Annotated in this window: 22 protein-coding genes and 1 tRNA gene; 3 read left to right on the top strand and 20 right to left on the bottom strand. The window is 59.3% G+C overall.

Going from position 1 to position 26,666, the window contains the following annotated elements:
* Positions 1 to 341: 341 nt before the first annotated feature.
* Positions 342 to 2,165: a Na/Pi cotransporter family protein gene (locus QZR17_RS04010; RefSeq protein ID WP_297127912.1), complete on the top strand. Its 1,824-nt coding sequence runs from the start codon at positions 342 to 344 to the stop codon at positions 2,163 to 2,165.
* 242 nt (positions 2,166 to 2,407) lie between these two features.
* Here the strand turns inward: QZR17_RS04010 and QZR17_RS04005 are convergent, their stop codons facing one another.
* From QZR17_RS04005 to QZR17_RS03960, 10 genes are all read right to left on the bottom strand, one after another.
* Positions 2,408 to 3,058 carry a ribonuclease H family protein gene (locus QZR17_RS04005; protein ID WP_297127909.1) on the bottom strand — a complete coding sequence of 217 codons (651 nt, stop codon included), beginning with the start codon at positions 3,056 to 3,058 and terminating at the stop codon, positions 2,408 to 2,410.
* Positions 3,055 to 3,720, bottom strand: a complete 666-nt coding sequence (locus QZR17_RS04000; protein WP_297127906.1) for a thiamine diphosphokinase — start codon at positions 3,718 to 3,720, stop codon at positions 3,055 to 3,057. The genes QZR17_RS04005 and QZR17_RS04000 overlap by 4 nt, the downstream gene beginning before the upstream one ends.
* Positions 3,717 to 4,304, bottom strand: a complete 588-nt coding sequence (pnuC, locus tag QZR17_RS03995; RefSeq protein ID WP_297127903.1) for a nicotinamide riboside transporter PnuC — start codon at positions 4,302 to 4,304, stop codon at positions 3,717 to 3,719. Before pnuC ends, QZR17_RS04000 begins: the two co-directional genes overlap by 4 nt.
* 245 nt (positions 4,305 to 4,549) lie before the next feature.
* Entirely contained in the window at positions 4,550 to 6,250 is a 1,701-nt protein-coding gene (locus tag QZR17_RS03990; RefSeq protein ID WP_297127900.1) for a tetratricopeptide repeat protein, read from the bottom strand.
* A 171-nt stretch (positions 6,251 to 6,421) separates the two neighbouring features.
* A complete protein-coding gene (gene efp / locus QZR17_RS03985; protein WP_297127897.1) occupies positions 6,422 to 6,988 on the bottom strand; it encodes an elongation factor P in 567 nt (188 codons plus the stop codon).
* A 27-nt stretch (positions 6,989 to 7,015) separates the two neighbouring features.
* A protein-coding gene (prfB, locus tag QZR17_RS03980) for a peptide chain release factor 2 (RefSeq protein WP_297127895.1) occupies positions 7,016 to 8,153 on the bottom strand; the annotation gives its coding sequence in 2 pieces (ribosomal slippage) (positions 7,016 to 8,089 and positions 8,091 to 8,153; 1,137 coding nt in all).
* A gap of 147 nt (positions 8,154 to 8,300) precedes the next feature.
* Positions 8,301 to 9,512: a cysteine desulfurase gene (locus QZR17_RS03975; protein ID WP_297127892.1), complete on the bottom strand. Its 1,212-nt coding sequence runs from the start codon at positions 9,510 to 9,512 to the stop codon at positions 8,301 to 8,303.
* A gap of 5 nt (positions 9,513 to 9,517) precedes the next feature.
* The gene (locus tag QZR17_RS03970; RefSeq protein ID WP_297127889.1) at positions 9,518 to 9,976 is read right to left on the bottom strand and encodes a GatB/YqeY domain-containing protein; all 459 of its coding nucleotides are present in this window, start codon (positions 9,974 to 9,976) and stop codon (positions 9,518 to 9,520) included.
* Between the two features lie 15 nt (positions 9,977 to 9,991).
* Positions 9,992 to 11,455, bottom strand: coding sequence for a cell division protein FtsZ (ftsZ, locus tag QZR17_RS03965; RefSeq protein WP_297127886.1), 1,464 nt, complete (start codon positions 11,453 to 11,455; stop codon positions 9,992 to 9,994).
* Between the two features lie 37 nt (positions 11,456 to 11,492).
* The gene (locus tag QZR17_RS03960; RefSeq protein WP_297127883.1) at positions 11,493 to 12,968 is read right to left on the bottom strand and encodes a cell division FtsA domain-containing protein; all 1,476 of its coding nucleotides are present in this window, start codon (positions 12,966 to 12,968) and stop codon (positions 11,493 to 11,495) included.
* A 530-nt stretch (positions 12,969 to 13,498) separates the two neighbouring features.
* On the opposite strand from QZR17_RS03960, the gene QZR17_RS03955 reads away from it, so the two are divergent.
* Positions 13,499 to 13,735: a hypothetical protein gene (locus tag QZR17_RS03955; protein WP_297127880.1), complete on the top strand. Its 237-nt coding sequence runs from the start codon at positions 13,499 to 13,501 to the stop codon at positions 13,733 to 13,735.
* 246 nt (positions 13,736 to 13,981) lie between these two features.
* Here the strand turns inward: QZR17_RS03955 and QZR17_RS03950 are convergent, their stop codons facing one another.
* The 7 genes from QZR17_RS03950 to QZR17_RS03920 all read right to left on the bottom strand — a co-directional run bounded on the left by QZR17_RS03950 (position 13,982) and on the right by QZR17_RS03920 (position 21,845).
* On the bottom strand, positions 13,982 to 15,853 hold the full coding sequence (locus tag QZR17_RS03950) for a heavy metal translocating P-type ATPase (protein WP_297127877.1): 1,872 nt from the start codon (positions 15,851 to 15,853) through the stop codon (positions 13,982 to 13,984).
* An 83-nt stretch (positions 15,854 to 15,936) separates the two neighbouring features.
* A complete protein-coding gene (locus tag QZR17_RS03945) occupies positions 15,937 to 16,815 on the bottom strand; it encodes a JAB domain-containing protein (RefSeq protein ID WP_297127874.1) in 879 nt (292 codons plus the stop codon).
* Positions 16,812 to 17,930, bottom strand: a complete 1,119-nt coding sequence (locus QZR17_RS03940; RefSeq protein ID WP_297127871.1) for a sugar phosphate nucleotidyltransferase — start codon at positions 17,928 to 17,930, stop codon at positions 16,812 to 16,814. The genes QZR17_RS03945 and QZR17_RS03940 overlap by 4 nt, the downstream gene beginning before the upstream one ends.
* A gap of 91 nt (positions 17,931 to 18,021) precedes the next feature.
* Positions 18,022 to 18,531: an FHA domain-containing protein gene (locus tag QZR17_RS03935; protein ID WP_296159691.1), complete on the bottom strand. Its 510-nt coding sequence runs from the start codon at positions 18,529 to 18,531 to the stop codon at positions 18,022 to 18,024.
* Positions 18,528 to 19,208 carry a hypothetical protein gene (locus tag QZR17_RS03930; protein ID WP_297127868.1) on the bottom strand — a complete coding sequence of 227 codons (681 nt, stop codon included), beginning with the start codon at positions 19,206 to 19,208 and terminating at the stop codon, positions 18,528 to 18,530. Before QZR17_RS03930 ends, QZR17_RS03935 begins: the two co-directional genes overlap by 4 nt.
* Positions 19,201 to 19,941, bottom strand: a complete 741-nt coding sequence (locus tag QZR17_RS03925; protein ID WP_297127865.1) for a hypothetical protein — start codon at positions 19,939 to 19,941, stop codon at positions 19,201 to 19,203. The genes QZR17_RS03930 and QZR17_RS03925 overlap by 8 nt, the downstream gene beginning before the upstream one ends.
* A gap of 167 nt (positions 19,942 to 20,108) precedes the next feature.
* Positions 20,109 to 21,845 (bottom strand): alkaline phosphatase, encoded by a 1,737-nt coding sequence (locus QZR17_RS03920; protein WP_297127862.1) that lies wholly within the window; start codon positions 21,843 to 21,845, stop codon positions 20,109 to 20,111.
* Positions 21,846 to 22,305: 460 nt separating this feature from the next.
* Between QZR17_RS03920 and QZR17_RS03915 the strand changes: the two genes are divergently transcribed.
* Positions 22,306 to 22,380, top strand: a tRNA-Pro gene (locus QZR17_RS03915).
* Positions 22,381 to 22,449: 69 nt separating this feature from the next.
* Here QZR17_RS03915 and QZR17_RS03910 read toward each other — a convergent pair.
* The 3 genes from QZR17_RS03910 to QZR17_RS03900 all read right to left on the bottom strand — a co-directional run bounded on the left by QZR17_RS03910 (position 22,450) and on the right by QZR17_RS03900 (position 26,609).
* Positions 22,450 to 24,333 (bottom strand): oxaloacetate decarboxylase, encoded by a 1,884-nt coding sequence (locus QZR17_RS03910; protein WP_297127859.1) that lies wholly within the window; start codon positions 24,331 to 24,333, stop codon positions 22,450 to 22,452.
* Positions 24,334 to 24,350: 17 nt separating this feature from the next.
* Positions 24,351 to 25,718 carry a PhoH family protein gene (locus QZR17_RS03905; RefSeq protein ID WP_297127856.1) on the bottom strand — a complete coding sequence of 456 codons (1,368 nt, stop codon included), beginning with the start codon at positions 25,716 to 25,718 and terminating at the stop codon, positions 24,351 to 24,353.
* A 78-nt stretch (positions 25,719 to 25,796) separates the two neighbouring features.
* Positions 25,797 to 26,609: an SDR family oxidoreductase gene (locus QZR17_RS03900; protein ID WP_297127854.1), complete on the bottom strand. Its 813-nt coding sequence runs from the start codon at positions 26,607 to 26,609 to the stop codon at positions 25,797 to 25,799.
* Between the last annotated feature and the right edge of the window lie 57 nt (positions 26,610 to 26,666).

Here is a 26,666-nt window from a genome sequence, read left to right as displayed (position 1 = left end):
CGCTACTCGAAAAAAGTGTCACATGTGACAACTTTTTCGAGTAGGATTAATGGAATTAAGCCAAAAGCGTGTATTTCTACTCGAAAAAAGTGTCACAGGCTCCGGGGAGGAGACACCGGTCCTTAGGAGTGAGAGTGGCATCACGACCATAAGTATCTATGACTTTTTGCTCAATCCTGAGTCGCTGGAGCTGTAAGACCGATGCCTCATCGATGGCGATTGTGGGGGCTCCCTCCTTACGGCTATTGCCATTTTGTGGGTACCTTTGTCAAGGTATTTAATAGGAGAGGGTGTACTCCTTAAGTTTTGCATACCTCTCTGCTCTGAAAGCCTATTAAGTCATGAATTACAGTCTACTTGACTTCCTCAGCCTGCTTGGGTCCCTCGGTCTCTTCCTCTACGGGATGAAGATCATGAGCGAGGGTTTGCAGAAAGCTGCCGGAGATCGCCTCCGATCTTTACTCTCGGCCATCACCTCCAATCGCTTCCTCGGTGCGCTGACCGGGCTCTTCATCACTGCGATGATCCAGTCCTCCTCGGCTACGACGGTGATGGTGGTAAGCTTCGTGAATGCAGGGCTCCTCAACCTCACGCAGGCGATAGGCGTCATCATGGGTGCCAATATCGGTACCACGGCGACGGCGTGGATCATCTCGCTGCTGGGATTTAAGGTGGAGATAAGTGCCTTCACGATCCCGATGATGGCGATAGGCATCCCACTCATATTCTCTAAGAAAAGCAACCTCAATGCCATAGGAGAGTTCATCTTCGGCTTTGCGTTGCTTTTTTTGGGTCTTGAGTTTCTTAAGAACTCTATGCCCGACCTGCAGAGCAGCCCTGAGGCACTCGCCTTCCTCTCCAAGTACACCGGGATGGGCTATGGGTCGATCCTGATCTTCCTCTTCATCGGTACTGTCCTGACGCTGATCGTCCAGTCATCAAGTGCGATGGTGGCGATCACGCTCGTGATGTGCGCCCAGGGGTGGATCCCCTTCCACATCGGTGCGGCAATGATCCTCGGAGAGAATATCGGTACCACGATCACCGCCAACCTCGCTGCACTGAGCGCCAATACGACCGCCAAGCGGGCTGCCTTCTCGCACCTGCTTTTCAATGTCTTCGGCGTCCTCTGGGTGCTGATCCTCTTCTCCCCCGTCACAAACCTCGTCGCCTCGATGGTGGTGAGCAGTGGTGGGGCCGACCCGAGGGAGCTGTATGACTACATAGGCTCACTGGGGAGCCGCTTCTCGAGCGACCAAATCAGCCTGATAACCAGCGGAGAGACACTGACCGACCCGGCAATGATAGCCGCTCAGTCACAAATCGTCTCCTACACCAGCGCCGTCAGCATCGGGCTCTCGCTCTTCCATACCTGCTTCAATGTCACCAATATGCTGCTCATGATCTGGTTCGTCCCCCTTTATGCCAAGATCTGCGAGCAGGTGATTCGCCCGGCGAAGAAGCACAAGGGGAGCAAGGAGTACAGCCACCTCCAGTTCGTCTCCGCACCGCTGCTCTCCACCGGTGAACTCTCCCTCCTGCAGGTGCAGCGGGAGATGGGGATCTACCTCGGACGGATCCATACGATGCTCGCCATGGTGCGGGAGCTCTACTTAGAGGAGGATCCGGGACGCTTCACGCAGACCTTCACGCGACTGGAGAAGTATGAGAATATCTGTGACCGGGTCGAAATCGAGATCGTAGACTTCCTCACTCGCCTGAGTACCAACGACCTCTCCAAGGAGACCCACCACGACATCCAGGCCTACATGCGCTGTGCCACCGAGATCGAGAGCATGGGTGACTCCTGCTTCAATATCGGTCGCGCCCTACGTCGCCAGCGCGGCAACTCCGTCGAGATGGCTCCCGAGCTGGTCTCTACGCTCCTCGAGCTCCATACCCTCTGCGAGCAGATCCTCGACAATACCGTCGCCACCGTGGACACTTACCCGAGGGATGAGTCCTTCTTCTACAAGGCGCAAAACCTTGAGAATGAAATGAACAACCGACGAGATGCTCTCGAGAAGCAAAATATCGTGGACGTCAGTGCGCTCAAGTATCCCTACGAGGCCTCCGTCTACTACGTCGATGACATCGATGAGTACGAGCACTTCGCCGACTACGCCATCAATGTGGTGGAGGCGCTGACCAACAAGAAGCACTAAGAGCGACCACCCTCTATAAGCAGAGCCCCGAGCGGAAACGACCGCCCGGGGCTCTCTTTGCTTATTACTTGCGACTGTTGCACGAAGGCGATCTGCTGCGTTGCTTTCGGAATTCGACCTCGGTCACGTACGTGAGTACGCTCCCTTCGGTCTCATCCTCAGCGCCTTGCATCTCATCCTTCGTGCAAAGTCTCAGCACATTTGAAACAAATGTGCGAGAATGGCACTTCGTGCAACATTCTCTACTTACGACCGAAGTCGGCAGGGATCTCGCCCAGTACCTCCGTAGGCCACTTCCTCAGGTCGTACCGCGATAGGTCGTGTCGCTGTAGCCACAGGATCGCCCGGTCGATGTGGCGGAAGAGCTGCTCCGTGCGCTCATCGCGAGGGAGCTTCGTCTTGCAGACCTTATTCTGCACCCAGCGGATCGCATTTCGGCTATCGGAGTAGATCGGGACGAAGTACCCCATCTGCTCCTCCCAGGCGAGGGCGTGGACGATGGCGAGGAATTCGCCGATGTTATTCGTCCCCCTCGGGTAGACCTGGCTGTGGAAGACCTCGTCCCCCGTCTCCACGTAGACTCCTCTGTACTCCATCCGTCCCGGATTGCCCTGCGAGGAGGCGTCGACAGCGATCGCATCGGGCGAGATGGAGGCCTTCGCCTGCTCGTAGTCCGGTGCGGGCTTCTTCTCCTTCGTCCCTGTGCTATAGTACTGCTCCGGACCGTCAGCGAGGATCTGCTCCGCCTCGGCATGCGTGATGCCCTTGAAAGACTTGTACTTCGCCCCCTTCACCCCCACCACAAGGGGCTTGCAGTCGTCCCAGCTGTCGAAGACGCCCGTCTCCCGACCCGACCAGACGACATAGACCTTAGGCTCGTCGTTACCCCTCATACTTTGACCTCTTCTCGTGGGACATACCTCTCGTTCGCCACGTAGAGCAGCGCAATCCCCTCCGCCTCGAGACATATGGGGCAGTCGGTGACGCTATTGAGCGTCATCTGCCAATGCTTCGGGTAGATCGCCTTGTGGAAGGGGTAGGTCACCCCCTCGGCACTCATCGGCAGGTGGTCTTGGGAGAAAAAGCTCACCTCCAGCCCCTGCGGCACATCGAAGTGGCGCTCACCGGAGAAGGGGACAAAGGTCCCGTAGTCGCTCACCATCTGAACCTCCGCGCCCGACTCGTAGTAGTCCATCAGGAGGAAGATATTGGCGATCGTGTGGTCCTCCCTCAGCCCTGTCCCGCCTAAGATCGTGATCGACCGCCATCCCTTAGTAAGGGCATGGTGGACCGCCTTCGTGAGGTCGTTGGTCATCTGATCATCGATGCGGGTAAAGGTGAGGCTGTGTCGCTCCAGCAGCTCCGTCGGGACCGAGTCCCCGTCGCCGATCACCACATCCGGATCCCGCTCCGTGAGGCGGTAGTAATTACTCAGGGCGCCATCGGTGACGATCACGCGGGACGCTCGACTGAGGACTGAGGAGGCAAGCTCTTCGGAGGGAGCCTCTCCGTCGGCAAAGATTACGGTGGAGATGGGGTGGGGTAGGTATCTCATAGGTCGCTCTGGTGGTGCATCTTTCGCCTCCAGACGATCAGCCCCCGCACAGCAAGCAGGGTCAGCACGCCGTAGAGGATAGCGGTGTAGAAGTATCCCGGGATGAGGGCGTAGAGGACGGTGTAGAGGAGGTTGGAGACGATCCAGACATACCACGACTCGACATACGCCCTGATGAGCAGGTACATACCGAGGAAGCAAAGTGCTGTCCCGGCGGCCTCTACCGCAGGGTATGGGCTAAAGGTCTCGACCGAGACCAATATCAGCACAAAGGCCGCCATCGTCGCCAGGGCGCAGATAGCCAGTTCGCGGAGAGGTATGCGGGTGATCGGTGGATGAGCCGTCTCGCCATCTCCGCCACTCCGGCGCCGTCTCTGCCACGAGATCCAGCCGATGATGCAGGTGATGAGGTAGTAGAGCTGCACAAGGATCGTGCTGTAGGTTTGGCTCTGCCAGCCGACGATCAGGGCAAAGACAGGCTGTATCACTCCCAGCGGCCAAAGCCACATCGAGGCGCTGCCCTCCAGTAGGACGTAGACGATGCCGAGGACGGCATTGATGATCTGTATAATCGTTTCGCTCATAATTTCGATAGCAAAGGTACCCATTCTCCCTCACCTCCCGAGCATCCCTAACCGGGTCTCTGCCCCCATCTCTATGGCGCAACACTAATACCGATATTAGGCGCGACTAATATCGGTATTAGTGATTTCTTTTATCGGTATTAGTTCACACCCCCCCCACATAGAGGAAAAAGAGAAGGGGCGCACTCTCACGAGTGCACCCCTTCGAAGCAAAAATATGGAAAAATGTATTTGTCAGCAGTCTCTTACATCAGTAGAGACTTAATGTCAGCGTTGGTGGTGTAGCGTCCCAGCTCCTTGTCCTGAGCGATGGTGCTCTTGAGCGACGGATCGAGGGAGACGGCCTCACGGATACCCTCACGTACGAGGCTGTCCTGTGCCGTGCGGGCACCGATGATCGCCTTGAGGTAGGCTGTCGTGGCGTCAGGAGTGGAGATCTTGCCGAGCAGCTCAAGGGCACGATTGTAGTCCTTATTGAGGATCTGCGCCAGCACACCATTGTTGGTCGGCACGTCGCGGAGTGCCTTGGCAGCATCGGCATAGCGGCCCTCGCTGATCGCAAGCAGGCCCATCACGCCCTCATACTCGGGCACCTTGGTGGCCTGACCGATCAGGGTCTGAGCGTTGCGCACGTTGCCGTCCTTGAGGGCAATGAGGCCCTTATTGAGTGCCACCTCGGGAGCCTCCACGCCGGCAGCGTTGGCGGCGTTGGTGGCTTTGTCAAAGTAGGAGGCTGCACCATCGATGTCTCCTGCGAGGTAGCGGAGGAGGCCGAGGTTATTCCAGGCGCGGTAGTCCTTGGGGTAGATGCCGGAGGCCTGCTGGTAGGCATTGAGCTTGACAGCAGGGTCGTCGGAGAGGGTGGCGGCATAGAGGAGCTCGTCCACGGTGAGACGACCGGGACGCTCGCGGAGGTAGCGGAGGATGTCCTCATCGCTCTTGCCGACGATGGTGACATTGGCTACTAAGCGAGAGCGACGCAGCTGCGGCAGGATGACGTCAGCGAGGTCGGAGAAGACGGAGGAGATATTCTTGATCTCGCGCTCGCGCACCTCGGGGTCGGGGTACATCTCGAGGACGCGGAGTACCAGCTCCTTGTCCTGGAGGTTGCTCTGCTCGACCAGCTTACGGAATCCCTCCCAGTCCTGAGCGGTGTAGTGTGCAGCGACATCCTTCTCCACACGGAGACGATTGAGCTCACGCTGCAGGTACTGGGTGGTATTCTTCTCACGGCTCTGAGCCAGCTTATCATTCAGCTCCACGCCTCCATCGGGAGAGGCGTAGGCCTGCACCTCGACGTCGACATCCTGATTGGGGATCTGATAGGCGTTTTGCACCAGGTCCTTCCAGTTGCTGATCTCGCTCTTGGAGAGCTCGGTGCCGCGGAGGTTGGCCTGCTGGATGAGGAATTGGATATTGGCGTCGTACTGCTTCTTGATGATCCTCTGGAAGTTGTCCGGAGCGAGAGCCGGTACGGCGTAAGCGACATCAGCCAGAGCCTCGGTGGCGATGGTTCCCTCACCTATCTTGAGGTCGGGGAGACGCACCTCCTTGCCATTGACCTTGGCATTAAACTTCAGGTAGAGCCCTGCGTTGCGCATCTCGGGCTTCCAGTCGAAGTCACTATTCAGCACCACGCTCTGACCGGCATAGGAGATGGTCTGAGCATTGCCGCGTACCTTCTCGCCCTGCAGGGAGTAGGCTGTTCCCCAGCTCTCTCCGCCGGGGTACTTGAGGATCGGTGTGACACGCACCTCGGCCTTCTTATTGAACCACTTATTGGGGAAGCGGACAGTGATGGTGGCCGGGACCTTCCCGCCCTTGAGGACAAGGGGCTGTGGATCTACGCTCACGCGCTGAGGATCCAGAGGCTTGAGGGTGCTGCAGCCGGCGAGCCCCACAGTGAGTACCAGAGCGGCAAGTGTCGCAATCTTGATGGTCTTCATTCTTCTAAGTCTTTAATACTATTGTTACTCACCTACAAAGGTAACGAAATAAAGCAGGTATGTGGCGTGTCTCTCCTATTATTTTTTCTCTCTCGCTCCTCCCTACGAAGAGAGAGTGCCACACCCTCGGTGGAGGATGTGGCACTCTCTCGTGCGGATGCCTCGGATCAGTTACTCCTTGGAGCGACCGACGTAGGAGCCGTCGCGGGTGTCGATCTCGATGCGCTCACCTGTCGTGATGAAGAGCGGGACCATCACCTCGGCGCCGGTCTCCACGGTGGCAGCCTTGGAGGCGTTGGTGGCGGTGTTGCCCTTGACGGCAGGCTCGGTGTAGGTCACCTCGAGCGTGACGTGGGCGGGGAGCTCGCAGGTGAGGATCTCCTCATTCTCTGCATTGATCATTGCCTCGACCATGTCGCCCTCCTTGAGGAACTGCACGCCGACGATCGCCTCCTCGGGGATGGTGATCTGCTCAAAGCTCTCCGGGTGCATGAAGACGAGACCCATCTCGTCCTTGTAGAGGTACTGGTAGGGGCGACGCTCGATGCGGACGTCCTTTACCTTGACGCCTGAGCTCCAGGTCTTATCGAGTACGCGGCCGTCGCGGAGGTTGCGCAGCTTGGTGCGGACAAAGGCGGGACCCTTGCCGGGCTTTACGTGGAGAAACTCCACGATCTCGTAGAGCTGGCTGTCGAGCTCGATGCAGACGCCGTTCTTGAATTCTGCTGTAGTAATCATCTTGGTATATTTTGTTTTAATGTATTATCAGTGTCCGGAGATGTCCTTGGGGGAGGCGCCAAACTCCATCAGGAAGGCCTTGATGAAGCCATCCAGGTCGCCGTCCATGACGCCGTCGACGTCGGAGGTCTGGTAGTCGGTGCGGTGGTCCTTGACACGTCGGTCGTCAAAGACGTAGCTGCGTATCTGGGAGCCCCACTCGATCTTCATCTTACTACCCTCGATCTCCTCGGTCATCTTGTGGCGACGCTTGAGCTCTCGGTCGTAGAGCTCTGACTTGAGGTGTCGCATGGCGTTGGCGCGATTTTCCTGCTGCTTACGGGTCTCCGTATTCTCGATCAGGATCTCCTCCGTCTCGCCGGTGTCGGGGTCGGTGTACTGGTAGCGTAGCCGGACTCCGGTCTCGACCTTATTGACGTTCTGCCCGCCGGCGCCACCGGAGCGGAAGGTGTCCCAGCTGATCTTGGCGGGGTCTACCGTCACCTCGATCCGGTCGTCCACGAGGGGGACGACGAAGACGGAGGCAAAGGAGGTCATCCGCTTGCCCTGAGCATTGTAGGGCGAGACGCGGACGAGACGATGGACGCCATTCTCGCTCTTGAGATAGCCGTAGGCGTAGTCGCCCTCGATCTCAAAGGTGCAGGTCTTGATCCCGGCCTCATCGCCGTCCTGCCAATTGGTGATCGTCACCTTGTACCCGTGCGCCTCGGCCCACCGCTGGTACATACGAGCCAGCATAGAGGCCCAGTCCTGACTCTCGGTACCGCCGGCACCGGAGTTGATCTGGAGTAGGGCGCCCAGCTGATCCTCCTCGCTCCGCAGCATATTGCGCAACTCGAGGTCGTCGAGCGCCTCCAGGGTAGAGGCGTATATCTTGTCGGTCTCCTCCTCGGAGATCAGCTCCGGGTCCTCCTTGGCGTACTCGAGGGCGAGGGAGAGCTCCTCCGCCATCGTGTCGATCTTATCGTAGTCCTCGATCCAGCGCTTCAGGTCGCCCACCTCGCGCATCTTGTCCTGCGCCTTGGCGGGGTCGTCCCAGAAGTGCGGGTCCTGGGTCCGGAGCTCCTCTTCTTTTAGTTGTATTCTCTTGTTATCGATGTCAAAGGTACCCCCTCAGCGCATCGCGGCGCTCCAACACCGAAGCAAGTTGGTCTGATGTCATCATAATAATCGAGTCGATTAGTGTGATAGTTGGTGATACAAATAGGTGAGTGAGTGAAGGAGGGGGGAGGGCTCGCCTAAGCTCTCCCCCATCTTCGCTCTATGTGCAAAGGTACAAAAATGCGGGCAACCCTCCCTTACTTGCTCATGCTCAGCGGAGCATAGGCAGTACGCGCCTGAGACCGGCGATGAAGGTGTCCACCTCCTCGCGTGTGGTGTAGAGGGCAAAGCTGACCCTCGCCGTGCCGGTGATGCCATACCGCTCCATCAGTGGCTGAGCGCAGTGGTGCCCGGTGCGGAGGGCGATGCCGAGGTGGTCAAGCAGCGTGCCGAGGTCGTAGGGGTGGACGCCGTCAATGAGGAAGGAGATGACGCTCTCCTTGCCCGGTGCGGTGCCGTATATCCTCATCCCCTCGATCTGATCCATCTCGCTCGTGCAGTAGTCGATCAGCTCCCGCTCGTGAGACTGTATCTCGTCGATGCCGATCTTGCTCACGTACTTGAGTGCTGTCTCCAGTCCGAGGCTGCCGATGAAGTCAGGCGTCCCGGCCTCAAACTTATAGGGCAGGTCGGCGTAGGTGGTGTGGTCAAAGGAGACGTGGTCGATCATCTCCCCGCCGCCCTGATAGGGCGGTATCCGCTCCAGCCACTCCCGCTTGCCGTAGAGGACGCCGATGCCGGTCGGCCCGTAGATCTTGTGTCCGCTGAAGGTGAGGAAGTCGCAGTCCCACGCCTGCACATCCACCGGACGATGGGCGATGGCCTGTGCAGCATCGATGAGACAGGGGACGCCGTGTGCGTGTGCGATGTCGACGATCTCGCGCACCGGATTGACCGTGCCGAGGACGTTGGAGAGGGCGGTGACAGCCACTAATCGCGTCCGTGTGGTGAAGAGTCTCTCGTACGCCTCCATATCGAGCTCTCCCTCATCGCTGATCGGGATCACGCGGAGCTTGGCGCCCTGGAGCTGCCAGGGGACGATATTGGAGTGGTGCTCCATCGTGGAGACGATCACCTCGTCACCCGGCTGCATAAAGGCTCGGCAGTAGGTGTCCGCCACGGTATTGATGCCGTCGGTGGTGCCTCGGGTGAAGACCACCTCGGCAGCCTCCCGGGCGTGGATGAAGTGGGCAACGGTTTCCCGTGCCGCCTCGTGCGCCTCCGTCGCCACGCGACTGAGGTAGTGGACACCGCGGTGGATATTCGCATTGGCGTGGAGGTAGCCCTCGGCGAGCCGGTCGATGACGCACTGGGGACGCTGTGTCGTGGCAGCGTTGTCGAGGTAAGTCAGTGGCACCTCCTTATATATGGTATCCCGCAGGGCGGGGAAGTCCTCCCTCAGTCGCTCTACATCCATAGCCATCTGGATCACTTGCCCGTGAGGAGCTGCTTGACGATGCGGGAGATGTCGCCACCCTGAGCCTTGCCTGCCAGCTCCTTCGTGGCGGTGCCCATGATGCGTCCCATCCCCTTCATGTCCGTGACCCCGAGCTTCTCGATCAGAGCACGGATATACTCAGTGAGCTCGCCCTCGTCCATCTGCTTGGGGAGGTACTCCTCGAGTATCTTAGCCTCTGCCTCCTCGCCCTCGGCCAGCTCCGGGCGACCATTGTCGCGGTAGATCTGTGCCGCATCTAGACGCTGCTTCTTCATCTTCTGCAGGATCTCTATCGCGTGGCTGTCTGTGAGCTCGCCCTCAGCGCCCTTGGCGGTCTTCGCCTCGAGGAACTCTTTCTTGATCCCCCTCAGGGTCTCTGTCCGCACGTGGTCGTGCGCCAGCATCGCTTTCTGTATATCGTTGCTTACTTGGTCAAATAGATTGCTCATAGGTATTCTTCGCTATTAGTCGTTACCAAACCGGATGATCTCCTCCTGCTCCTCATCGTCGGAGAGGCTCTCCTGCGGCTCCGGTGCGGGCGAGATCACCGGCTCCTCCTCGGCAGTCGGGATCTCCGGAGCGACGGAGGCGCCCTCCGGTGCGTGAGACTCCAGTGAGCCGAGGTCATCCACTCCTGAGACCGGCTCCCGTCGTGTGGTGACGGGGGTATGCTTCCCCTCCGTCCCGCCTGAGGTGCGGAGGTGCTGCCGGAGTTTCTTCAGGTCCTCGTCCTTGCGCTTCAGCGTCGGGGTGGCGAGGACGGCGGAGATGAAGTCGTCGTTGTCGAGCTCGTCCTCACTGAAGATCACGGTCGCGTAGGGACCCGTGTCGAGCACATCGCCATAGAAGAGGCTGATCTTGCGATCGTTCTCGTGCCGCTTCTCGGCGGTCTCACCGATCTCCTTGCTGATCGCGTCGCTCAGCTCCTTGCCATACTCGTCGTAGCGGAGGTCACCCTCGCTGAAGCCGGAGGCGAGGAGCGTGACGCCGATCTCATTCTCCATGTCCTCCCGCTCGCTTATACCCCAGATGAGGGAGTAGTTATTCTGGATCTTCTCCAGCTCGCGCTGGAAGTCCTGTGCGATCGCTGCCTTGGGGTCGTGTCCCTTGAGGAAGGTCAGCAGCAGGAGGACGCGCGAGGCCTTGTCGAAGTTGGTCGTATTGACGAGCGGTGACTTCAGCGCTCGATCCATGGCGACGCTGACGCCCTCCTCCTCGCTCGCAAAGCCCATGGTGATGATCGAGACACCTCCATTCTGCAGCGTCGTGCGGACGTCGGCAAAGTCGAGGTTGATCGCGCCCTTGATCGTGATCATCTCCGCGATGGCACGCGTGGAGGTGGTGACGACGTCATCCGCTTTCTTAAAGGCCTCGGTGATCGTCAGGTCGGGGTAGACTCGGTAGAGCAGCTCATTCTTGATCACAAGGAGGGCATCCACATTCTTCGCCAGCTCCTCCACGCCCTGGATCGCCTGGAGGATCTTCACCCGTCCCTCAAAGACAAAGGGGATCGTCACCACGCCTACCGTCAGCTTGCCCATATCCTTGGCGATGCGGGCGATCACCGGGGCGGCACCTGTGCCGGTGCCACCACCCATACCGGCGGTGATGAAGACCATCTCTGTCCCGTCGTTGAGCGCCTCGCGGATCTCCTCCGCCGACTCCTCGGCGGCAGCGTGAGCCACCTCCGGACGATTGCCGGCGCCGAGCCCCTTTGTCGTCTTCTGTCCCAGCACGATCGTGTCGGGGACGTTGCACTCCAGGAGGTGCTGTCGGTCGGTATTGCAGAGCAGGTAGGAGACGTGGTCGACATCCTGACCATACATATAGTTGACGGCGTTGCCACCACCGCCACCGACGCCGATCACCTTGATGATCGTCGGGATCTCATCCTTTTTTTTGCTGCTGATATTGAGTAATTCGCTCATAAGTCCGATACGTATCTATGATATAAAAGGGTAGAGATCACTCGTCGACGTCATCCTCGGGGAAGATGAGGCCGCCACTGAATAGCTTGGAAAAGAATCCATTGCCCTTGTCCCTGTGCTTCGAGCCGCTGCGGCGGGTCACTTTCTTGGGCGGCTCCTGCGCCTTCGTCTCTATCTCCTCCACATCGATGAGCGTCTGCGTCGTGCCGGCAAAGGCATCATCCGGCAGCTGATCCTCCGGGTAGTCGCTGCCGGTCGAGGTTGCCTGCTCGCTCGTCCGTGTCACCGGCTGCTCGGTGGGGGCGGTCGGTGTCTGCTTCTGCGCCGACGGCTCGGGGCGGACATAGGTGGCAGCGAGGTCCTGAGCCACGTAGTAGACCATACTGTAGACGGAGTGCCACTCAGGGTTCTCGATGTAGTAGCTGTTGTCTCTCCCGTAGCGACCGAGGATGGAGGAGGCGTAGTCCACCTTTACATTAAACTCCTTCGTCAGCAGATCCCTCAGACCGATCATGCGGGATGCTCCACCGGTGATCACGATGCCGGAGAGGCTGTGCTCGGGGAGGAGGGTATTGATGTAGGTCGAGATATTGCGGACGATCTCTGAGGAGCGGGCGCGGATGTACCGATTGACCTCGCGGAGTGGTAGGCTCTTGGAGGTCATGCCGTTGGCGGTCTGCACCACCACTTCGCCCTTAGCCTCCTCCTCGGAGGCAGAGAGAGTGGAGCCATTCTTCGTCTTGATCCGCTCCGCCTCCATGAGCGAGATGTGCATATCGGTCAGGTCGGTGGTGATCGCATCGCCACCGAGTGGGATCACACGCAGACCGACCATCTGCCCTCTATTGTACACCGAGACGGTCGTACACTCGGCGCCGAAGTCGATCAGGGCGCAGCCGAAGCGCTTCTGCTCCGTGGTGAGGAAGAGGTCGCTCATGATCGTCGCCGGGATCAGGTACTCTGTCTCGCGCGCCAGCTTCTCCTCCAGCACGCGCCGGATATTGCGGTCCAGCTCCTCACGGGCGAGGAGCAGCTGGTAGCTCACCTTGAGATTGGATCCCTGGACGCCGACCGGGTTATTTGTCCAGCTGCCGTCCACATAGTAGGCGGGGGTGACATCGTCGGCGATCGATATGTAGCGGCTGTCGAAGTCCTCGTCCGCCGTCTGCAGTCGCAGCGTGTCCATATCCTTCTCCGTGATCTCGCGCGGCTCACCGAGTGTCAGCTCCGCCTCGTGCATGTCGGAGTGGAGACTCTGCCCATTGACCCCGGCGTAGACTCGGTCTATGGGGCAGTCGGCGAGCTGTGAGAGCTGTCGGAGGAGCTCGTCGGTCTTCGCCGCCACCTCCTTGAGGTTATAAATGATGCCGCGACGGATCTGTCCCTCCGACTCGACCGTGCTCTGCTGACGGAATGTAAAGGTGCCGTCCGCCTTGCAGTCCGCTAGGGCTGCCTTGATCGTGTGGCTGCCAAAGTCGAGGAACGCAGCAGTAATGGTATCGTCTTCTCGCATGAAGTAAGTCCGGATAGTGTACGTGTCTCAGTATCGGGTGGATCGGTCCACCCTCTCCCCCTTCCCACAAAGGTAACTTATCTCCCCGACAAAAGAAAAAGCAACCGGCCGGCATCCGCAAGGAGGCCTATGGAACGGGCATCGGTCGAGGCGCAAAGTGCCGATGCCCCAGGGGAAAGATGATCTTAAGTAAGATACACGACCCCCCCAGGGGTCGAGGGTGTTGGGGCGGGTCTCGGCACATCGGTCACCGCTTTGCGGATGACCGATGCCTAAGGAGCGAGCACCCTTCGGTTGCCTCACGGATGAGCACACCCTGGTTTATGATTACCCTAATGCTCAAATGCGTCACCCCTGCCCCTGTGTGCAGGTTTTTTAATGGTGACAAGTTTATTGTGTAGCTTTGGATTGCGAAGGGGACTGATATTAGTCTATCTTTGTTAGTTCACCGAAGCGTCAACAGGGGCAAGTCGGGGTCTGAGGGCGCAGTCGTAACGAGGACCTTAAACTGTGGATAACTCTTTCTGATCATGGAGCACTTGATTATCGGCATCATCATCTTTGTAGCGATCATTTGTTTCGTTGTACTGATATTTCGGATTATTGGTGGCTATTTCTCGGGTCTCTTCGGTAGCGCCAAGGAGATCCTGACAGGCAATATCGTCGAGGGTGGCTGTAGCTGCATCTTCATGCTTATCCTCGGAGTCCTTGGAGTCATAGTTTTTGTCGCCTTTATGATCGGGATCGTGCAGGCAATGCTTGAGTGAGCCTGTCGCCCTGGGATGAACTTTTACAAGAGTTGCGTGTAATGGGTAATAAGTGCAGATAAGAGACAAGGAGGGTAGGAGGGGGTGGTATAACTCCAGTCCTTTCCCTGAAACAAGGATCCCCGACAGACTGCTCTGCCGAGGATCCTTTCGGTATCAGTGGAGGGGGCTGCTAACCCTTTGTCTTGTGGTCAACGTGAAGCAGACGCGCCTGCTGATCAGGTCAGCGAAGAGGTACGCCTCCTGTTATCTCGGGGTGCGGAGGGCGCGCATGGCGTTGAGGATCGCGAGGACCATCACGCCGACATCGGCGAAGACCGCCATGCCCATCGTGGCGAGGCCGAGGGCGGCGAGGAGGAGCACCAGTAGCTTCACCCCGATGGCGAAGATAGCATTCTCTCGGGCGATACGGAGGATCCGGCGAGAGATACGGATGGCGAGGGCGATCTTGGAGGGCTTGTCGTCCATCAGCACTACGTCTGCCGCCTCGATGGCGGCATCGGAGCCGAGACCGCCCATGGCGATCCCGATGTCGGCTCGTGCGAGGGCGGGCGCATCATTGATCCCATCCCCGACGAAGGCGACCATCCCCTCGGCTGCATTCAGCTCCTCCTCCAGTCTCTTTACCTTATCCTCAGGGAGGAGCTCAGCGTGAAATGCCGTCACGCCGGTCTCCTCAGCGATATGGGCAGCCACGTCTCGGTGGTCGCCGGTCAGCATCACGCTGCGGCTGATCCCCGCCTGACGCAGTGCGTCCATCGCCTCACGGGCGTCGGGCTTGATAGCGTCCGAGACGACGATGTGTCCGGCGTAGACGCCATCGATGGCGATGTGGACAATCGTCCCGACGTGGTCGCAGGGGTGCCACTCGGCTCCGATGCGCTCCATGAGGGTGCTGTTGCCGACCGCCACCTTTTGTCCATTCACCACCGCCGTGACGCCCTCACCGGCGATCTCCTCGATCTGCTCTACGCTACAGTCGTCCTGCTCCCCGGGGTAGGCCTCGCGGAGTGACGCGGCGATGGGGTGGGTGGAGAAGCGCTCCACGTGGGCGGCGAGGTGAAGTAGGTGACGCTCATCCTGCGCCACGGGGTGGACCGCATTCACCTCGAAGACCCCCTTCGTCAGCGTGCCGGTCTTATCCAGCACGACGATGCCGGTCTTGGCAAGCCGATCAATGTAGTTGGCCCCTTTTATCAATATCCCCTCCCTCGAGGCGCCACCGATACCGGCGAAGAAGGTGAGCGGAATGGAAATCACCAGTGCGCAGGGGCAGGAGACGACGAGGAAGGTGAGGGCGCGGTAGAGCCAGGTGGCGAAGTGACCACTGAAGTCGCCCGAGAGGAGGGGCGGAATGATGGCCAGCAGCACCGCCACACCCACGACGATCGGGGTGTAGACACGTGCGAAGCGGGTGATGAAGGTCTCGCTCCGGGACTTGTGCTCGGCGGACTTCTCCACCAGCTTGATGATCCGCGAGGCGGTGGAGTCGCCGAAGCTCTTCGTCACGCGTGCCTCAAGCAGCCCCGAGATATTGACGCATCCCGAGAGGACCTCATCCTCCACGGTGACCCCCCGCGGAACGCTCTCACCGGTGAGGGCGACGGTATTGAGACTGGAGCGCCCCTCGGTGACGATGCCGTCGAGGGGCACCCGCTCTCCCGGTCGTATCACCATGGTGTCGCCGACGGAGACCTCCTCCGAGGGGACCTCCACCACCTCTCCCCCTCGGCGGATGTGAGTGGTGTCGGGGCGGATCTCCATCAGGTGGGAGATCGCCCGACGGCTGCGTCCCTCGGCATACTCCTCGAAGAGCTCCCCGAGCTGGAAGAAGAGCATCACGAAGACCGCCTCGGGGAACTGGCTCTCAGCCCCCGGCAGGAAGCCTATCCCCAGTGCGCCGAGAGTGGCGATGCTCATCAGGAAGTCCTCGTCCAGCAGCTCCCCCTCCGCTATTCCCTCCGCTGCCTCCCACAGCGTGTCGTACCCAACGATGAGGTAGGGGACGAGGTAGATGAGGAGCAGCTGCCAGAGAGGCAGAGCCACATTGTGCTCAATGACAATGGACACCGCTAGGAGTAGGGCGGCAGCGATAATGCGTGCTAATTTTTTATTCATAATAGGTACTCATAACTGTTACTTATGATGCAAAGGTAGGAGTCCTTTCTCGCAACCTGATTGCAAAGGTCGAGAGAGACCGGCTACCTGCCCGTCAGCCGGTTGTGATCGAAGTAGCTGTAGTAGCCTCTGTCGGTGTAGATGAGGTGGTCAAGCAGCGTCACGCCCACCACGCGGCACGCCTCGTAGAGCCGCCAAGTGAAGCTGTCGTCGTCGGTGCTTGGGGTGAGCGACCCTCCCGGGTGATTGTGGACCACGGCGATACCGAGCGACCGGTGACGCAGTGCCTCTCGGAGGATCACCCGCACATCGGCAGAGGTCTCCTGATACCCACCGGCAGAGATCACCCGGCGGATAGGCGTGGTGAGCCTCAGCCTTGTCTCCTCCTCAGCCACAGCTCGGCTGTCGGTCTCGGCTCGCTGCTTTCGCTCGATCCGCACCTCGTCATCACCGAGCAACTCGCTTCGGCTAAGGATCCGATTGCTGTGGACCACCATATTCTGACTATTGAAGCAGAGGAGCCACATCTGCTCCTCCGAGAGACCGGTCAGCCGGTCAGCCATGTAGTCGTAGATCTTGAGGCTGTTGCTCGCCTGCGACATATCCGTGCCATACTTGGGGTCGCAGAGACCTCTGGTGGCGCGCATACCCAGCTCCATGGCGGCGGCGATCGTGACTAACTTCACGTCGCCCATACCATGGATGGAGGGGTATATATTGTCTATAAAGTCTTTGTAGAGGAGGTCGAGGTGACCGAGGTACTCGGCTAAGAGCGACTTCGCCAGCTCTATTGCGCTTTGCTTACTGGTCCCTCCGCGGATCAGTATCGCCAGGAGCTCAGCGTCAGAGAGCTCGCGCACGCCATCCCTCAAGCCCCTCTCTCGGGGACGATCCTCGAGAGGTATCCCGTGGATCCCCGACTTGCCCTCTTGGCTCTTCTTCTTGTCTGTCGCCTTACTCACTCGACAAACTTCCGGTCTATGCTCCCTGCATCAAATATTAGCTGCTTGATCTTGTCGAGATCATTGATCTTGCAGACCAGCAGCACATCCTTATGGTCGATCACCACGACATCCTCCATTCCCTCGAGAGCGATCAGTCGGTTGGGATCCTCGGAGACGACGAGGGTATTGCGGCAGGAGTTGCAGATCTTTGTGCCCTTCCCCAGTACCGCATTGCCCTGCTCATCCTTGTCCGCCATCGAGTGGATCGCCGACCAGGTGCCGAGGTCGACCCACCCGGCGTCGGAGAGCAGCATCGTGACATGCTCAGCCTTCTCCATCACAGCGTAGTCAAAGGAGATATTGGGGCTGTAGGGCAGGACGGCACTTACGAAGCTCTCCTCCTCAGTCGTCCCCCACACCTCATCGCGAGCATAGAGTCTCTCGGTCAGCTCCGGGAGGTGAGTCTTGAGCTCGGTGATGAAGGTGTCGGCGCGGGCGATGAAGAGGCCCGAATTCCAGAAAAACTCCCCGCTGTCCATCAGCACCTGAGCCATCTCGGCATTAGGCTTCTCGGTAAAGGTCTTCACCTCATACGGCTGAGCTCCGGTTCCCTCAGTCTGCTTCTCGTCACGGCTGACCGCCTGGATGTATCCGTAATTGGTCTCGGGGTAGGTGGGGCGGATGCCTATGGTGACGATCTCGCCCGCCTTCTCTGCCAGACGGCAGCCATCAGCCACCAGCTCGACAAACTCCTCCGGGGCGACGATTAAGTGGTCACATGGTGCTATGGTCACCACCGCCTCGGGGTCGAGGGCGTAGATGTGGCGGACGGCGTAGGCGATCGCCGGTGCGGTATTGCGGTGGGTCGGCTCGAGGAGGAGGCACTCCTCCGGCAGCTCCGGCAACTGCTCACTCAGCTGGGTGCGGTAGTCCACGTTGCTCACCACGAAGAGGCGCTCCTTGGCGAAGTGCTTGAGGTATCTATGGTAGGATAGCTGGAGGAGGCTCTTGCCGGTGTCGAGGAAGTCGATGAATTGCTTCGGGTGACTCTCCCGGCTGTAGGGCCAAAAACGGCTGCCGGTGCCACCGGCAAGGATCACACAGTACTGATGATGTGTAGGGTCAAGGACCATAAGGGAAGAAGCTTATAGTATTAGAGGAAGTTCGTCCACCTCTTTGAGTGGCACAAAGGTACCTAAATTCCGTCAAGCGGAGCGTCGCCCATCACTCCCCGGCAGAGACGATCACGGAGGTGTGCCCCATCGTGATCACGTCCCCATCCTCCAGGCGGCGTCGCTCTCCCGGCTGCAGCGGTTCCCCATTGACATAGGTCCCCTTGCTGCTGCCGGCATCCCGCACGGTCAGGTTTCCCCTCTTGTCGTGAGTGAAAATGGCATGGCGCCGATCGAGGTCGGCATCGTGCGTCGGTAGCTGAAGGTCGACGTCGGAGTCGGTCTGGAAGCGCCCAAAGGAGCGCTCACAGCCACGGGGAAGGGCAAACTTTCGCTCATCGGAGAGCTGACTGTCCACCACCTCGATGTAGCAGCTGCCGGGCTCCTCGAGCGAGATCGAGAGCATCTCCGGAGTCTGCTGCATGAGCCGATGGGTCTCGCTGCGGAAGACAAGGAATGGGTGACGGCAGAGGGGGCAGACCTCCCGTACCCCGTCCTTCATGGTGGGGGCAGGGCAGGTGACATTGATCTCTCTACTACAGTAAGGACACTTCGCTTTCATGGCTCTTCTCTCTCTAAGTAATTACTAATCCACTCGGCCCACTCGTACTGCTCCGCCTCTATCGCCTGATGCAGCAGGTCTCCCGCATGCGCCTTGCTGATCGTGTCAAAGGAGGCGACTAACCGATCAGCCTCATAGTCCTCCGGCATCCGTCCCTGTCTTAGGTGATGGCTGAGAAGCTCATACTCAGCCTCCGGGGAGAGCCGACGCATCGTCCCCTCCCACTCCTCCTCATTGTGCCGGTGAGAGGGGCTAAGGAGCTGCTCCTCGATCAGTAAGGGCAGGCTATTGAACGTTGCGTGGAGTACCCCCTCGGACACCTGCACGTCAAAGGAGATGTCGCCCTCCTCAGTCACCGCCTTTACCTCCGCACGTGGCTGACCTCCCTCCCCGTCGCCCCGGATCACTATGCGGCTGACGTGGCAGCCCACAGCATCCTGTATATTACGGAAAAAGGAGTCAGCGCTCCGTATCTGGTCCTTGCCCGACAGGTAGAGACGGATGATGCCGGTACACTCCGAGTCAAGCGAGGGGGGTACCGGCAGTAAATACTCCCGCCGGGGACCCTCCTCCACAGTCTTAAGCACCAGACGCAAGTCCGACTCGCTGCCGGGCACCCGTCCCATCTCCAGCCCGCTGAAGGCTATCTGTACGATCTTTGTGCTGCTCTCACTCATGGCCTGTCATCGTATCGGATGGATGAGTGCTCTCCAGCTCTTGCAGATAGGAGGCCCACTCATAATTCTCTGTCTCTACGGCGATCTCTCCCAGCTCCTCCCACTGTCGAGGGAGCATCACCTGCACATTTTTCCTCATCTCCTCGTCCATCTCCTCGGGCTTACTCCCGGAGCGGATAAAGTCGGTGATCCTCTCGTAGGGGGGCATCACCCGCTCCGGCCGGATCGTCGGCGTCTCTGTCGGGTCGGAAATGAAGTGGAAGGATACCTGCGAGCCAATGCTCAGCAGGATGTCTCGGTCCACATAGATCGGCACCCCATGCAAGACTGCGTGGATCAGCGCATCCACCATAGGGACGGAGAAGCTCTTCGTCAGTCCCTCCCGATCCCTCAGCGTCACCATCGTGGTGAGGTGATCCCCCTCCGAGGTGACCTTGAGGGAGAGCAGGCTCGTACCGGAGGAGACAAGGTATGACCTGAATAGGCTCTCAGGCTCGGGTCCTCGGTGCAGTGTACTTACCAGACGAGGGAAGTAAAGCTGTCCCAGCGGTGGCTGAAGGGGGACGGGGAATAGCTGCTCGGTCACCTCTCGGATCGGCTTGCCCGTCTCGCTCTTGGGGATCAGCAGCATCACGAGGATGGACGGATTGGCACTCAGATTGCCCATTCCGCCGATCGTCATCTGCAGATACTGCTTTGCCGAAGCCTTGTCGTCTATGCTATTTTCCTCCATATTGTCTCTTTCTTACACTCAAATCTACCAAGAACACCGCAAATACCCTGCCATCTCTCCGCTACGTTGCCGTACGAGACCCGGTGTGCCGGTGGCTCAGGGTCAAAGAAAGCGTCCCGAGTAGCCGTAGCACCCGGGACGCTTTACCGTTTCTCCTCCTCCTCTCGTCAGAGCGTGCGGGGGAGATAGAGGGTCTTGTTCTCGTCGTTGTAGACTGTGGCAATGGGCAGCTCCCTCTGCTTGCCATCCACGGTGTAGAGGGTCGAGAAGGCGGGGATCACGTAGGTGTGACCGCCCTTCTTCACCGTCAGCACCATATCCTCGGCGCGGTCGCCCTTGAGGGTCATCTTGCACCCCGCAAAGACCTCCGTATGGGGTGCGAAGTACTTATCCGACAGCTCCTTCATCGTCTGTGGCATCGCCGTCAGCGTGCGGAGGTAGTCGTGGAGCTGGAGGTTGGTATTGAAGCCGATGAGACGCTTCTCAAAGTCGGGGTGGTAGCAGCCGAGGAAGACCTCCTCACCGGTATGCCCGTGGGTGGTGAAGACGATGTAGGTCATATCGGTGTAGGCGCGGCAGATGTAGCCGGCGAGCGAGGAGGCGTAGAGCGACTTGAGGTGGTCGATGAGGTCGGCGGAGAGGTAGTCGGAGAGCTGTACCTTCTTCCTCACCTCAGCCGGCTGGGTGGCTGCACTACGGCTGTCCACCTCGTACCGGCGGAGTGCGCGGACGATCGGCAGCTGGTCTGCGGGGAGCTCGCGAGTGGTCACCTCCTCCCAGATCTGCTCAATATCCTCCTCCGGGGAGGCGATCAGGCGCTCGGCAAGGCCGGTGGCGGTGAGCTTGATGTCCGTGATGGGACCGAAGAGCTTGGATGCAGGTGTCTCTGCGTACGTGTGACCGAGGTTGTCGGTCCCGAGGGAGATGCCGCTATTGCCGTGGTCGGCGGTCATCAGGACGACTGTGTTGCCATCCTTCTTTGCAAAGTCGATCGCAGCCTTGACTGCACGATCAAAGCCGAGGAACTCGGTCGCCATGCCGACAGGGTCATTGGCATGGGCTGCCCAGTCCACCTTGGATCCCTCGATCATCAGCACGAAGCCCTTGTCGTTATTCGTGTCCAAGATCCGGAGGGCACTCTTTGTCATCTCCTCCAGCGAGGGCATCACGGCGGGGTCCCGGTCGATGTCAAAGGGCATGTCCATCGGAGCAAAGAGTCCCCATACTCTCTCGCCCTGATAGTCAAGCGCCGCCTTGCCCGGGTCTGTGAAGACGCTCCAGCCACGCTCCTCGAGGTACTTGCGGTACTCCGGCTTTATGAGGGAGGCCCCGCCACCGTAGAGGACGTCGATCTGATTGTGCACCATCTGGGGGACGATCCACGAGTACTTGCTCCTCCTGTATGAGGAGGAGGTGCAGTCGGCGGGGGTGGCGTGGGGAAACTCACATGTCACCACGATGCCGGTCTTACGCCCCTGCTCCATACGGAGTGCCTGCCAGAGCGGCACGAGGGGGCGTCTCTGCCACAGCGAGTCGTAGGGGAGGAGGTCCGCCTCACCGTGGAGGACAGGATAGGTGCTCACCTGACCGGCAATGCCCGGCACACCATTCATATAGGTGCTGGTGGTGGGGGCGGAGTCGCCGATGGGCGAGTCGGAGCAGTAGGTGAGGATGGTCCCGCAGAGATAGGGGTCGATGAGGAGGTTTTGCTTCTCCGCATCCGTGAGGCGCTGGTACCAGCGTGCTAGCGAGAGGGTGGCGAGGGAGGTCCCGTCGGAGATGCAGAGGATGACATTCTTGACCGGCTTGGGGGTCTCATGGACGACTGCCTGACCGGGCAGCGTCACAAGCAGCGTCACAGCCAAGACAAGGCTGCGCACGACAGAGAGGTGAAATGATCTCATAGGATTACGTTTGCTAATTCTTCTACAGGCACAAATGTAGCTCTTTTGCCCCACACTGAGGGGATGTAGTCCGCAATGGGCGTCACCTCTGCCACTTAATTTAATCCCAAGAAAAGCTATGTTTGCCAGAGATAATGTTTGCCGAGCATAATTAGACCAGCTCGCATTTTGATGGGCCGGGAGGGAGAGGAAAAAGAGGTAGCCTTTGCTGTGGACCATAAAGGAGGGGTGCCCAATACCCGATGGATAGGCGCTCTATCTAATACCGATATTAGTGAAGTCTAATATCGGTATTAGGCGTCACTAATATCGGTATTAGAGATTTCTCTGTGGAGTGGGCTACTTTGGACAGGGGTGACGCATTTGAGTTTTACGGGATAGCAGCGGGCACCGACATGGGGGCGTTTCGTAATCTGGATAAAATGGCTACCTTTGCCATCACATAAGACCGAGAGGTCATCGGGGTGTAGCGCAGTCCGGTTAGCGTATCTGCTTTGGGAGCAGAGGGTCGCGAGTTCGAATCTCGCCACCCCGACAAAAAATGAGAGCGATGAGGAGATCTTTTTCTCTTCATCGCTCTCTTGCTTTATCTTGGTGGTGACTCCTACCTGCCCATACGGGTGGAGGGGTTGAGCACCTCGTGGTGGCTGTAGGGCTGCTCCTCAGGGCGGTGGAGGGCGGTGCCGGCAGGCTTCTCCTCCGCCGGCAGGCTCTCCTCGTCATCGTCCATATAGCAGATGACATCGCCCTTGCGGACCATGGCGCCCTGGTTAGCGACCACCTCGCGGATACGCCCGCCGACATGGGCAGTCACCGGCTCGCGGTAGCCGCCTGAGGGGCAGATCTCGCAGAGGCAGCTCCCGCGACGGTAGGCGGTGCCGACCTGTGGCGCGGCGGACCCCTCCTCGAGATTGATCTCCCAGAGGATCTGACCACTCGCAGGGGCGGTGACAGCCGTCCAAGCGGCGCGCTTCAGCGCCCGAACCTCCTCAGGGGTGGTGCCGCGGAGAGCGGCGCGCTCGGCACGCTTCTGCTCCAGGTCCTCGAGGAATCGCTCCTTGGCAACACCGGAGCGGTAGTCGCGGTACTGCGGCTCGTGCATGGCGAGCTCAAAGAGCTCCTCGTCGTCCTCGCCGTAGTCCCAGCCCTCCTCGTCCATCATCCGGCGGAAGCGGTCAAGGTCGTCGGGATAATTGGTCTGCGGGTCAGCGTCGGTAAAGGCTAGCCCCTTCTCCTCCGCAAGCGTGCGCAGCTCCTCAGCCACAGGACCGGGGACGCGACCATTCTTCCCGAGGATCATGCCCCACGCCTTCTCATCGATCGCCTGCCACCGATCGCCGCCACGCTCCATATTGAAGACATTCATGAGGGCAATATTCTTGGTGTACTGGCTGTAGGGGGTGACGAGGGGCGGATAGCCGAGCTTCGGCCAAATGTGCGCCACCTCGTCGAAGAGCTTCACCATCAGATCGTCGATGGAGATCTCCGGCTCGCCCTTCTGTCGATGAAACATATTGATCGCCTCGTGGATGCCCTGAAGGTCGGACATCATCGAGCCCATCATCCCTCCGGGGAGCCCGCAGCCGATGAGGAGGGAGGAGCATTGGAGGTTTTGATCATTGATGTAGTAGCCGAGGAAGTCGTCCACAAACTCCTGCGTGAGCGTGCGGACCTGCATATAAGCCTTCATATTGATCTCCGGGACCTCGAAGCCGTCCGCCCTCAGCATCTCCCGGATGGTGATCACATCGGGGTGGATCTTACCCCACGACAGCGGCTCCACAGCGGTGTCGAGGATATCCACACCGGCGCGTGCCGCCTCGAGCATTGATGCGACGGAGAAGCCGGGACCGATGTGGCCGTGGTACTCGATCACGATGTCGGGGTGTGCCTCCTTGATCCGCCGGACGATCTGACCGATGACTGTCGGTCGACCGATGCCGGCCATATCCTTGAGACAGATCTCCTCCGCCCCCGCCTCGATGAGTGTGTCGGCGAGAGTGGCGTAGTAGTCGACCGTGTGGACGGGCGAGTGGGTGATGCAGAGCGTAGCCTGTGGGGTCATCCCCGCCTCCTTGGCGTACCGGATCGAGGGGATGACGTTGCGGGGGTCATTGAGCCCGTCGAAGATGCGGGTAATGTCGACTCCCTGAGCGTGCTTCACCTTGTACATCAGCCGCCGCACGTCCGACGGACAGGGGTACATCCGGAGGGCATTGAGCGCCCTGTCGAGCATATGGGTTTTGATCCCCGCCTCACGGAAGGGCTTGGTAAAAGTCCGGACAGCTTGGTTGGGGTTTTCCCCGGCGAGCAGCTGTACCTGCTCAAAGGCGCCTCCATTCGTCTCCACTCGGGAGAAGCAGCCCATATCGATGATCGCCGGGGCGACCCGCTCCAGCTGGTGGGCGAGAGGCTGGTACTTCCCCGAGCTCTGGAACATGTCTCGGTAGACGAGACTGAATTGTATCGGTTTCCTTTTTTTTGTCATAAAAAGAGGTGGAGTTCCTACAGCTTGCGTGCGGCGAGGTCGCTCAGGTGGGACCGCTCGCCGTGGATGAGGTTGACGTGTGCAAAGCAGTCCTCACCGCGCATCCGCTCGATCATATAGGCGAGGCCGTTGCTCCTGCTGTCGAGGTAGGGGGAGTCGATCTGCTGCACGTCTCCGGTGAAGATCATACGGGCGTGGTCGCCGGCGCGGGTGATGATGGTCTTGATCTCCTGGGGGGTAAGGTTCTGCGCCTCGTCGATGATGAAGATCACATCACCGAGACTACGGCCACGGATGTAGGCAAGTGCCTCGACCACTAAGCGCTCATCGCCCAGCATGGCATCGATCTCCTGTGCGGCGGCGGACCCGGTGCCGAGCTGTGACTTGATCACATTGAGGTTATCGAAGAGTGGCTGCATATAGGGCATGATCTTCTGCTTATAGTCTCCCGGGAGGAAGCCGATGTCCTTGTCGGCAAGGGAGACGATCGGCCGGGCGAGGAGGATCTGGCGGTAGTCCTCGGCCTGGGCAAGGGCGGCGGCGAGGGCGAGGAGCGTCTTACCCGTACCGGCGGTACCGGTGAGGGCAACGAGGGAGAGTGACTGGTCCATCAGCACATCGAAGGCGAGCGCCTGCTCCGCATTGCGTGGGGTGATGCCGTAGTAGCTCTTCTTCTCCACCGTGCGGATGGTCTTCGCCTCGTTGTCCACGCGACAGAGTGCGGAGGAGTTGGGAGCCTTGAGGACAAAGGTCTGATTGGGCACCACGGTGACCGGCAGGGAGAGCTCCTCCACGGGGACACCCTTGCCACCGGCGACGTAGAGGCTGTCCACGGCGCTGTCATCGGCGATCTCTATCTCGTGCTGCTCGGGCCTATTGGGGTCCTCCTGCCGGATCTTGTCGGTCGTGTAGTCCTCCGCCTCGAGCCCGAGGGAGAGTGCCTTGAGTCGCATATTGACGTCCTTGCTCACGAGCACCGTCTCCTCACCGTGACGCTCGTCCATCAGCGTCAGCGCGGTGGAGAGTATGCGGTGATCCTTGATGTCTTCCCCAAAGGCTGCCTGCACCTTGGGGTGGTGCTGTCCCTCGGTGAGGATATAGACGCGCCCGCCGTCGTCATTGACCTCGATGCCCTTGGTGATGAAGTCGTGGAGCTTGCTCCCCTTGTCCTTCGTATCCTTCTCCGTCTCCTTCTCGATCGCCTTGTCGATGATGCGGGTAAAGGCGCGAGCATTGTAATTGATCTGCTCGTAGCCTTTCTTGAATTTATCCACCTCCTCGAGGACGGCGATGGGGATGTAGACGTTGTTTTCCTGGAAATTCTTCACGCACTGGTAGTCGTGGAGGATCACGTTGGTATCGAGTACAAAGTTCTTCTTAGCCATGGTAGTTCGGTTGAGTTAGTGTTTCCTTTGGCACAAATGTAGCGAAAGAGATACAAATGTATCTTCGCCCACCGTGGCTTAAGAGAAGAATTGCTCGAGGGCGGAGCGGGTGATGCCGACGGAGGAGAAGCCGCCGTCGTGGTAGAGATTCTGCATTGTCACCTTGCGTGTCAGGTCGGAGAAGAGCGCGACGCAGTAGTTCGCACAGTCGTCCGCATCGGCATTGCCGAGGGGCGACATCCGGTCGGCAAAGAGACGTAGCTGCTCCATCCCCTCGATCCCCTCACCGGCAGTGGTCGCCGTGGGCGACTGGGAGATGGTATTGATACGCACGTGGCGCGCTTCGCCATAGATCAGGCCAAAGCTCCGAGTGATCGACTCGAGCATCGCCTTGGCATCCGCCATGTCGCTGTAGTCGACAAAGGAGCGCTGCGACGCGATGTAGGTAAGCGCCACCACCGAGCCCCACTCGCTGATCGCGTCGAGCCGCTTGGCGACCGAGAGCATCTTGTGGAAGGACACTGCAGAGATGTCGAGGGTCTTCTCGTAATTCTTGTAGCTAAGCTCCTCGTAGGGGATCCGCTTGCGGATATTGGGGCTCATACCTATCGAGTGGAGCACAAAGTCGATCGTCCCGCCCAGCTGCTCCATCGCCTCCGTGAAGACCCGCTCCAGCTCCTCGACCGAGGTGGCATCCGCCGGGATGACGATGCTACCGGTCTCCTCTGCCAGCTTATCAAGCGTGCCGAAGCGTAGCGCTGCGGCAGTATTTGAGAGGGCGAGTGTGGCACCCTCCTCATGGCAGCGCTGTGCCACTTTCCAGGCGATGGACTTCTCATTGAGTGCCCCGAAAATAATCCCCCTCTTCCCCTTAAGCAATCCGTACGACATACTTTGTTTCTATAGCTTTCGTAAAACGACTCAACAAAGTTAAGGATAAAGCGCTAC

Origin of the sequence: uncultured Porphyromonas sp., assembly GCF_900541275.1 — a bacterium.
GTDB lineage: Bacteria > Bacteroidota > Bacteroidia > Bacteroidales > Porphyromonadaceae > Porphyromonas_A.
The sequence above is the reverse complement of the archived record's forward strand: the minus strand, read 5'-3'. Positions and strand labels throughout refer to the sequence as shown.

Bases quoted from the DNA above. Each gene is read 5' to 3' on its own strand.
- QZR17_RS04010 (WP_297127912.1), top strand. From the start codon at position 342: ATGAATTACAGTCTACTTGACTTCCTCAGCCTGCTTGGGTCCCTCGGT.
- QZR17_RS04005 (WP_297127909.1), bottom strand. From the start codon at position 3,058: ATGAGGGGTAACGACGAGCCTAAGGTCTATGTCGTCTGGTCGGGTCGG.
- QZR17_RS04000 (WP_297127906.1), bottom strand. From the start codon at position 3,720: ATGAGATACCTACCCCACCCCATCTCCACCGTAATCTTTGCCGACGGA.
- pnuC (WP_297127903.1), bottom strand. From the start codon at position 4,304: ATGAGCGAAACGATTATACAGATCATCAATGCCGTCCTCGGCATCGTC.
- QZR17_RS03990 (WP_297127900.1), bottom strand. From the start codon at position 6,250: ATGAAGACCATCAAGATTGCGACACTTGCCGCTCTGGTACTCACTGTG.
- efp (WP_297127897.1), bottom strand. From the start codon at position 6,988: ATGATTACTACAGCAGAATTCAAGAACGGCGTCTGCATCGAGCTCGAC.
- QZR17_RS03975 (WP_297127892.1), bottom strand. From the start codon at position 9,512: ATGGCTATGGATGTAGAGCGACTGAGGGAGGACTTCCCCGCCCTGCGG.
- QZR17_RS03970 (WP_297127889.1), bottom strand. From the start codon at position 9,976: ATGAGCAATCTATTTGACCAAGTAAGCAACGATATACAGAAAGCGATG.
- ftsZ (WP_297127886.1), bottom strand. From the start codon at position 11,455: ATGAGCGAATTACTCAATATCAGCAGCAAAAAAAAGGATGAGATCCCG.
- QZR17_RS03960 (WP_297127883.1), bottom strand. From the start codon at position 12,968: ATGCGAGAAGACGATACCATTACTGCTGCGTTCCTCGACTTTGGCAGC.
- QZR17_RS03955 (WP_297127880.1), top strand. From the start codon at position 13,499: ATGGAGCACTTGATTATCGGCATCATCATCTTTGTAGCGATCATTTGT.
- QZR17_RS03950 (WP_297127877.1), bottom strand. From the start codon at position 15,853: ATGAATAAAAAATTAGCACGCATTATCGCTGCCGCCCTACTCCTAGCG.
- QZR17_RS03940 (WP_297127871.1), bottom strand. From the start codon at position 17,930: ATGGTCCTTGACCCTACACATCATCAGTACTGTGTGATCCTTGCCGGT.
- QZR17_RS03935 (WP_296159691.1), bottom strand. From the start codon at position 18,531: ATGAAAGCGAAGTGTCCTTACTGTAGTAGAGAGATCAATGTCACCTGC.
- QZR17_RS03930 (WP_297127868.1), bottom strand. From the start codon at position 19,208: ATGAGTGAGAGCAGCACAAAGATCGTACAGATAGCCTTCAGCGGGCTG.
- QZR17_RS03925 (WP_297127865.1), bottom strand. From the start codon at position 19,941: ATGGAGGAAAATAGCATAGACGACAAGGCTTCGGCAAAGCAGTATCTG.
- QZR17_RS03920 (WP_297127862.1), bottom strand. From the start codon at position 21,845: ATGAGATCATTTCACCTCTCTGTCGTGCGCAGCCTTGTCTTGGCTGTG.
- QZR17_RS03910 (WP_297127859.1), bottom strand. From the start codon at position 24,333: ATGACAAAAAAAAGGAAACCGATACAATTCAGTCTCGTCTACCGAGAC.
- QZR17_RS03905 (WP_297127856.1), bottom strand. From the start codon at position 25,718: ATGGCTAAGAAGAACTTTGTACTCGATACCAACGTGATCCTCCACGAC.
- QZR17_RS03900 (WP_297127854.1), bottom strand. From the start codon at position 26,609: ATGTCGTACGGATTGCTTAAGGGGAAGAGGGGGATTATTTTCGGGGCA.